We start from the raw sequence: 7623 nt of genomic DNA on the forward strand, positions 1-7623 counted from the left end.
TTCTGTGTTGAAGGGTTCTCTCCTTGCAGCAGTAGTTGGCGGGATTAATGCAAGCAACCTGCCAATATTGAAAGAAAGAAAAATAAGTCTTATATCAATGGGATGACACAATCCAACAGGGCGCACTGGTAGTCAGGAATCCGTCAGGGGCCGGAGTGGGTGTCAACGAAATCATGAAGTGATCGAGGGGAGGGCGAGGGAAGCGAATGGAAACCGTCATCCGGTTTTCGGAGTGGGTCGTATTCCTGTCGGTCCTTGATTTTCTATCTCCTGTCGGCATCATGTCGCTCGGGTGTCGAATGTCGATCGGGGCAGAGCAGGGGGATCCATGAAGCAGATCATGCAGAATTACAAGACCGGGGACCTGGAGATCAAAGAGGTGCCGGTCCCTTTGGTGACCGGTCATACCGTTCTGGTGCGGACCATGGCCTCGTTAATCAGTGCCGGGACCGAAAAGATCAAAGTCGATACGGCGCGGATGAATTTGCTCGGCAAGGCGCGTCATCGGCCCGACCTGGTGCGCCAGGTGATGACCAATGTCGCTCAGGAAGGGTTGTTGCCGACGGTCAAGAAGGTGCTCAACAAACTCGACACCCCGGTGTCGCTTGGGTATTCCTCCGCGGGCGAGGTGGTGGCGGTTGGACCGCAAGTCCGTTGTCTCAGGGTTGGTGATCGGGTCGCCTGTGCCGGGGAAATTCATGCGGCCCATGCCGAACTGGTGACAACGCCACAAAACCTGTGTACCGTGGTCCCTGCCGGGGTCGATCCAAGGGATGCCGCCTATGCCCCGGTGGGGGCGATCGGTTTGCAGGCGGTTCGTCTGGCGGGGGTGGAACTGGGACAGAAGATCGGGGTCATTGGTCTGGGCTTGATCGGGCAATTGATTGTCCAACTGGCGCGCAACGCCGGGGCGGATGTCCTTGGCCTTGAAATCGATCCGGTCAAATTGCAGTTGGCCCGCTCCAAGGGGATGCTGGCCGGGGGCAATCCTCTGACCGATGCGGTGGAGGCGATGGCCGCCGATTTCACTGACGGCATGGGACTGGATGCGGTCATCGTCGCCGCCGCCGCCGACCAGGAAAAGACCCTGGACCTGGCCGGGGCGATCTGTCGGGAAAAAGGGCGCGTCATACTCCTGGGGGCGGGCGACATTCACGCACCAAGGTTGCATTATTACCACAAGGAACTTCATCTGGCGGTGTCCCGGGCCTTTGGTCCTGGTTCCTATGATCCGGATTACCTGTATGGTTCCCAGGATTATCCTCCGGGGTATGTCCGCTGGACGGCGCAACGCAACATGGAAGCCTTCCTGAATCTTTTGGGGCAGGGCAGGATCGATCTGGAAGGGATCACGACCCATGTGTTCCCGTTTGAACGGGCGGGGGAAGCCTATGACCTGATCAACGCCGGCAATGCTTCCTATATCGGCATCGTTTTAACCTATGGGGAGACCCCTTCCGCGGGGCACAAGGTGGTCCGGTCGGAGGGGATTCGTCCTTCTCTGGCCCAGGTGCGGGTTGGTTTTGTGGGCGCGGGAAGTTTTGCCCAGAACTATCTGATCCCGCCGTTGCGCAAACATGCCCAGGTGCATCTGGCGGGGGTGGCCACCTCCAGGGGATTGACGGCGCGCAACACCGCCGACAAGTTTTCCTTCGATTTCAGTTCCACCGATGCCCTGGAACTGATTCAGGATGAGCGGATCAATACCGTTTTCATCGCCACGCGCCACAATCTTCATGCCCGTTTTCTCATTGCCGCCCTCAGGGCGGGAAAGCATGTATTCGTCGAAAAGCCATTGGCGACCCATCCGGGAGAGTTGCAGGAGGTGGCCGATGTCGTGGCCGGGTCTCCCGGGATTCTCATGGTCGGGTTCAACCGCCGTTTTGCCCCCTTCGTCGAAAAGATCGCCGCCTTCTTCGCCAACCGCTCCGGTCCCATGGTCATCGATTACCGCGTCAATGCCGGCCCCCTGCCGCTGGAACACTGGGTCAATACCGAGGAGGGCGGGGGACGGATCGTCGGCGAGATCTGCCATTTCATCGATCTTTTCCAGTTCCTGACGCGCTCGCCTCCGGTTCGGGTGTACGCCGAGGTTGCCAAAAATATTGGTTCCACCCGTTCGTTGGAACTGTCGGACAATGTGACGGTGGTGCTGACCTTCCAGGACGGTTCCATGGCCAATCTGGTCTATACCGCCCTCGGGGACCTTTCATTTTCCAGAGAGCGAATGGAGGTCTATTGCGGACATTCCATCGCTATTCTCGATAATTACAAAAAACTCAATCTGGTTCGCAAGGGCAACCGGGAGGATTTCTCCCTCCTGTCGCGGGATATGGGAATCAACAAGGAAATGGCTCTGTTCATCGATGCCCTGCGTTCCGACAACCCGAAATCGCCGATTTCTCCCATGGAGCTTTTTCTTACCACCCAGTGTACCTTCGAGATTCTCGAAGCATTACGAACGGGGCAATCTCGGGAAATTTCCTGGAAATCTTCCGGGGATCCTGCATGATGATCGACAAGTTTACCTTTTTTGGTTTACAGTACAGCAATGTGGATATGGATGAGGCGGTGGGCATCATGGAACAGTTTATCCGTGAAGGCCGACCCCGTTCGATCATGTCCACCGCTGTCGAACTGATCGTCCGGTCCCTTCGCGACCCTGGTCTGAAGAGCACCTACGAACGGACCGATGTCTTGATGGTCGATGGCACGGTCGGTATGTGGGCGGCAAGGCTGTTGGGAAACCGGGTGAAAAGTCCGGTGGGGACTGCCAAACTCATGCTTCGTTTTCTGGAGACGACTCAGGGAAAGGGGTATCGGTGTTATTTTCTCGGGGCCCGGCCCGAGGTGGTCGAAATGGCGGTCGTCAAGGCCCGGGCGCGTTATCCCGGTTGCACCATCGTTGGCTGGCATCACGGATATTTCAAGGAGGACCGGGCCGTTTTGGCGGAGGTGGAACGGACGAAGCCCGATGTCGTCTTCGTGGCGATGAGTTCTCCCATGAAGGAACGGATCATCGATCAGAACGGATCCACCTTTCATGTCCCTGTCGTGGTTGGCGTGGGCGGGGGGGTTGATGTGTTGGCGGGGTATACTGTACTGGCTCCGTCATGGATCAGCGCCATCGGCATGGAATGGTTTTTCAGACTGGTTCAGGAACCGCATCGGCTGTGGAAACGTTATTTGACGACCAACTCTTTGTTTATTCTTCTTATGGTGCGGGAACTGTTTCTCAGGTGGATCGTCGGGAAAAAGCAGTCCCGATGACTCGGAATGGTTGGATCATCATTGAAAGAAAAAAGGGGTTCCCGCCTTCGCGGGAATGACGGGGGATTGCCCCCAGGGTTTTGATGGCGACGTTCTGTCTGGTGGGCAGCGTCCCGGATCATGTGGAGATCACTGTGCCTGATTATATTGACTATTATAAAGGAAAAACAATTCTCGTAACAGGGGGCGCCGGGGCGATCGGCAGTAACCTGTGCCAGAGGCTCGGCGAGGCAGGGGCCAGAATGGTTATCATTCTGGATAACCTCTACTCTTCCTATATGTGGAATATTCCGGTTTTGCCAAATATTCTTTTCGTTAAGGGTGACATTACCAACGACATCGATCTGAAAAGGGTCTTCACGGAGAAACCCGATGTCGTTTTTCATCTGGCCGCTTTTTTCGCCAATCAGAATTCCATCGATTATCCCGAGAGGGATCTTCATGTCAACGGAACGGGTTCGTTGAAACTCCTTGAGTACGCGACCTTGAGCCGGATTTCCCGGTTTGTCTATGCATCCTCGGGCTGTTCCATCTATGGCAGTGCCGCACCTCTGCCATTGACGGAAGAGTTCATGTCGATGAACCTGTCTTCGCCCTATCAGATCACCAAGATGCTCGGGGAACTCTATTGCAACTTTTATTATAATCATTTTGAGTTGCCGGTCGTCAAGGCCCGATTCTTCAATTCCTATGGTCCTGGCGAGGTCCCGGGGCAATATCGTAATGTCATCCCCAATTTTCTCTATTGGGGGTTGAAGGGTGAGACCCTTCCCATCACTGGAACCGGGGAGGAGACGCGGGATTTTACCTATGTCGGCGATCTGGTCGATGGTCTGCTTCGGGCGGGTTATTACGAGTCGGCCATCGGAGAGGAATTCAATCTGGCATCGGGGGTCGAAACCCGGATCGTCGATCTGGCCAATCGGGTGGTGGCGGCTACGGGAGGAAAGTCCAAGGTCACCATTGCCTCGCGGCGCAAATGGGATACCAAGAGTCGTCTCCTGGCCTCGGTTGACAAGGCACGAAAATTGATAGGCTATGAACCCAAGGTTTCCTTTGACGAGGGTTTTACCCAGACCATCGCCTGGTTCCGGGACAAATGGAACCTGATCGAACGGGATGCCGCTTTTACGCCGGGGATGTCGTCCGCGGTCAAGGATCGTTTCAAGGAAAAGTCCTGACTGGATCTTGAATGTTGAACGTATTGACAGTATTCGGAACCCGGCCCGAGGCGATCAAAATGGCGCCACTGGTCCAATCCCTGGCCGAACACCCAGGGGTTGTTTCGCGTGTCTGTGTCACGACACAGCATCGTGAAATGTTGCATCAAGTGCTCGACCTGTTCGACATGCGCCCTGATTTCGATCTGGACATCATGAAATCGGGACAGGACCTGACCGACATTACCACAGCGGTAATGATTGGCCTGCGTGATGTGTTTCGTCGGTTCAAGCCTGACTGGCTTTTGGTCCATGGTGATACCACGACCACCCTGGCGGCGAGTCTTTCCGGTTTTTATCATCGAATCTTCGTTGGCCATGTCGAGGCGGGGTTGCGTACTGGAAATCTGTATTCTCCATGGCCGGAGGAGGCCAATCGTCGGGTGGCGGGGGCGATTGCCCAGCTTCATTTCGCCCCGGTGGAGATGGCGCGTGACAATTTGCTCCGGGAAGGGGTGGATCCCGGTGTCATTCATGTGACGGGCAATACGGTCATCGATGCCCTCAAGTTGGTCGTGAAAAAACTGGATGACAATCCAGCGTTGGAAGAGGAACTGGCGACGCGGTTTCCCTTTCTGGAAGCGGACCGAACGGCGCATCCGATGATTCTGGTCACGGGCCATCGGCGGGAAAGTTTTTTCGGTGGCTTCGAAAGGATTTGCAACGCCCTGGCGCACCTTGCCCGGCGCCATCCCCATCTTCGTATCGTCTATCCGGTACATCTTAATCCCAATGTTCTGGAACCGGTCAACCGGTTGTTGGGAGGGATTGCCAACATCCATCTGATTCGACCCCTCGATTATCTTTCTTTCGTTTTCCTGATGAAACGGGCCCACATCATCTTGACCGATTCCGGTGGCGTCCAGGAGGAAGGGCCCTATCTGCGCAAGCCGATTCTGGTCATGCGGGATACGACCGAACGTCCCGAAGCCATTCGTGCGGGTACGGCACGTCTGGTCGGAACCGACGATAAGGTGATCGTCGCTGCCATCGAGGAACTCATGAATGATCAGAAAGTCTATCGATCAATGAGTCAGGCGCATAATCCTTATGGGGATGGCCTGGCTTCCAAAAAAATTACTGAAATACTTTTGCGGCACAATCCGCAGCGACCATGAGCGGGTCGGGAAACAACAGAAGGGCCTTTGATCGTTCACGGTTTGTCGTTGGATGTACCTGCACCTTGGCGACGGGAGAAATCGTGTCGGGCGAAACAGCCGATATTTCTCCACGGGGGGTCGGGGTGGGCGGTCCTTTGGGGGGGCGATGTGAGATCGGGGCGGAGGGGGTGTTGCGGTTGAACCTGACCGGTTTTTCCGATCGGGCCTTTTCCTGCATCGTGATTCATCACTCTTCGGGAACCGTCGGGCTCCAGATCAAAAACCCCAGGGACAATCTGGGCCTGGTCGTGACCCAGGCCGTCCTTGGCGACATCAATGTCCGAATGGGGGTCGATGGGACTCAATGGACCGGGTTTGATGTATTCATCAAGGGGATGGGTGGGGTCCCGCTCCCGGTCAGTATCGAAAAATTGACTGTTCGGAACGCTGAATTCAGTTTTTCATCGTCCGTGCAACGGGCGACTTGGCTGCAACGGGATCTACGGATTGAGGTAATCGTGCGTCTCCGGGGATCCGAGGTCAGGGTCTTTGGAGTGGTAACGGAGCCTCCCTTTTCTCGCCGGGACCGATTTGGGATGATCTCGATTGTCCGCGTGCTTTTCCATAACTCTGTCGATGGCAGCAGCAACCGGTTGGCGGAATTGATTCGCGGGGCTCACGAAAAACGACTGACAGTGCTTCTTCAAAACCGTGCCCTGGCCCATGTCGAACGGTTTGACGACCCTTTGCACCGTTTTGGCCGTGAAAAAATCCGGCGGGATATGGATCGTTTCCTTCCTCAAAAAAGAAAATAGCCGTCCAGGTCGTTGTCCGAATGGGGAAAAGCCGTTCCTCTGAATTCGGGAATCGGTTGTATCGTTATATTTTTTCGGGTACCTTGCCTGTTGATGGGGATGTTTTCGTTGGGGGAGAAAGTCTGCATTCCTTCGTCTTGAGACGTTTTTCACCATTTTCCGGTTGCGGGGGTCGATGATGTCCGATCCGGTCGTTTTTTTCCTGCCATTGCCTGATCCTGCCCGCACGCACTTCCTGGAATGATCATGATGCAATCTTCTATCAATTCCTTCTTGAAAAAATGGCTTTACCAGGATGTCAAGCCGGTGTGGGCCTTCCGCTACCTTGAGGCGCTTCAGGAGGGGGATGTCCGGGTTAAAAAACTGGCCATTGTCGGTTTTCTCGCCCGGGTCGAGGTCGAAGAATCTTCGGGTCTTTCCCTGATCGAGGATCGGACCCAGGGAGAACGCCGGGCTGTTTATGAAGAAATTCACAAGCTCTTCAAAGGGGAGGAGGAGTTCAGGAAAAAAATCGCCGGTGAAAGCTGGACCATGGCGATTCTGGAAAAGAAGGAGGAACTGCTGCGCGATTTGGCCCAGGCCCGGCGAAAAAGGACCACTGTTTTATGGGGTGGCGCCGGAACGGTGGCTGCGCTGGTGTTTGGATTGACGGTTTTTCTGTTTCTGGTCGATGGTTCCGCTCCTCCCGCCGTTGTCGAACCGGAAACAGTTGCCATGCCGGAGCGGGGCGTGGTTGTGCCCATGGGTGCAGTCAAATCCGAGCCAAACAAGGGGGGAGGCGTTGTTGCGTCTTCGAAGCCCATCGAAAACCGGGGACCGTCTTCAACCCAGGCTGTCGCTGCGATTGCCGCGAGTCCGAAAACCACGGAACATCCGGGGGGGGGAAATTCGGGTGCGCCGGTGAAGGACTCGGTTGCGGTGGTCGCGCGGACGAATGATGCCGCTGTTCCCGCGGCGAAGGAGGGTTCGACTGGGGACGCGCCTGACGGGGCGGAAGAATTGTTTGTGGCGGAGATGGATCGATCGCGTCCTGCTGCGGTGGTGGCCGAACAAGAATCTAAGTTGTTCCCCGAGAAGGAAGCGAAACTGGCCGCCGAGAAGGAAGCGAAACTGGCCGCCGAGAAGGAAGCGAAACTGGCCGCCGAGAAGGAAGCGAAACTGGCCACCGAGAAGGAAGCGAAACTGGCCACCGAGAAGGAAGCGAAACTGGCCGCCGAG

Annotated in this window: 6 protein-coding genes; all 6 read left to right on the plus strand. The window is 55.8% G+C overall.

Going from position 1 to position 7623, the window contains the following annotated elements; all coding sequences use genetic code 11:
• Positions 1–328 precede the first annotated feature (328 nt).
• Positions 329–2512, plus strand: a complete 2184-nt coding sequence (locus HQL76_13135) for a bi-domain-containing oxidoreductase (protein MBF0110107.1) — start codon at positions 329–331, stop codon at positions 2510–2512.
• Positions 2509–3270, plus strand: coding sequence for a WecB/TagA/CpsF family glycosyltransferase (locus HQL76_13140; protein ID MBF0110108.1), 762 nt, complete (start codon positions 2509–2511; stop codon positions 3268–3270). The genes HQL76_13135 and HQL76_13140 overlap by 4 nt, the downstream gene beginning before the upstream one ends.
• An 83-nt stretch (positions 3271–3353) precedes the next feature.
• Positions 3354–4451 (plus strand): NAD-dependent epimerase/dehydratase family protein, encoded by a 1098-nt coding sequence (locus HQL76_13145; protein ID MBF0110109.1) that lies wholly within the window; start codon positions 3354–3356, stop codon positions 4449–4451.
• Between the two features lie 14 nt (positions 4452–4465).
• On the plus strand, positions 4466–5608 hold the full coding sequence (gene wecB / locus HQL76_13150) for a UDP-N-acetylglucosamine 2-epimerase (non-hydrolyzing) (protein ID MBF0110110.1): 1143 nt from the start codon (positions 4466–4468) through the stop codon (positions 5606–5608).
• A complete protein-coding gene (locus tag HQL76_13155) occupies positions 5605–6405 on the plus strand; it encodes a PilZ domain-containing protein (GenBank protein ID MBF0110111.1) in 801 nt (266 codons plus the stop codon). The genes wecB and HQL76_13155 overlap by 4 nt, the downstream gene beginning before the upstream one ends.
• Before the next feature lie 246 nt (positions 6406–6651).
• Positions 6652–7623 (plus strand): hypothetical protein (locus tag HQL76_13160; protein ID MBF0110112.1); only part of this gene is annotated, 972 nt, incomplete at its 3' end.

Source organism: Magnetococcales bacterium, from assembly GCA_015228815.1.
In the GTDB taxonomy this organism is placed as follows: Bacteria; Pseudomonadota; Magnetococcia; order Magnetococcales; family UBA8363; genus UBA8363.